Genomic DNA, 724 nt, shown 5'->3' with positions numbered 1-724 from the left:
GCATTCCGGCCTTGATCATCATTCCGGCCAAGGCCCGGTGCTGGGCTTGGTGAAAGTCTTGCGGGAGAGTGGCAGGACCCCCGAAATCTCGTACCCTTGGAAGTGCACACTCACCGAGGGAGAAGGAAGATGCTCGAAGGTCCTGCCGGGATTGACTATAGCTCAGACACGAGGCCGATGTCACTGCGTGCTGCACGGTCGTCGATGGATGGTGGGTCGTGAGGCGCCGCTCGCGCCTGGAGCGAGCGGAGCAGCTTGGGGCGGCCAGCGCGCGCCTGGCGGCGGGAGAGCCGCAACGGCAGGTGGCCGCCGACCTCGGCCTGGCACGCAGTACCTTGCAGGAGTGGTGCAAGCCGGTTGCGGTCGGCGCGGCGCCAGCGGCCTTGGCGGCGTGGGTGGAGACCCCGGAGGGCGTGCGGTGGCTGCATCAACTGGTGTTGGCGGCGCACTTCGCTATCACCCTGCAGGGCGGTGCCGGGGTGCGAGTGGTGTGCCAATTCCTTGAGTTGAGCGGGCTGTCGGCGTTCGTCGGTGCCAGCTACGGCACCCACCAGGGCCTCAATGCGGCCCTGGAGGAGGCGCTGGTCGCCATCGCGCATAAGCAGCGCGCGGCGCTGGCGCGGGACATGCCGCACCGGCAGATCACGGTGTGTGAGGATGAGACCTTCCATCCGCAGATCTGTTTGGTGGCGCTGGAGCCGGTGTCGGGCTTTCTTCTGTCGGC

The 724-nt window shown here is 67.4% G+C and carries 1 pseudogene; it reads left to right on the top strand.

What is annotated here, in order from left to right:
* Positions 1 to 218 precede the first annotated feature (218 nt).
* A pseudogene (locus ACCAA_RS04950) lies at positions 219 to 724 on the top strand (DUF6399 domain-containing protein); the annotation flags it as partial.

Source organism: Candidatus Accumulibacter aalborgensis (assembly GCF_900089955.1).
Lineage (GTDB): Bacteria > Pseudomonadota > Gammaproteobacteria > Burkholderiales > Rhodocyclaceae > Accumulibacter > Accumulibacter aalborgensis.
Note: the sequence above shows the minus strand (reverse complement) of the source record. Positions and strands in the feature narration are given on the sequence as shown.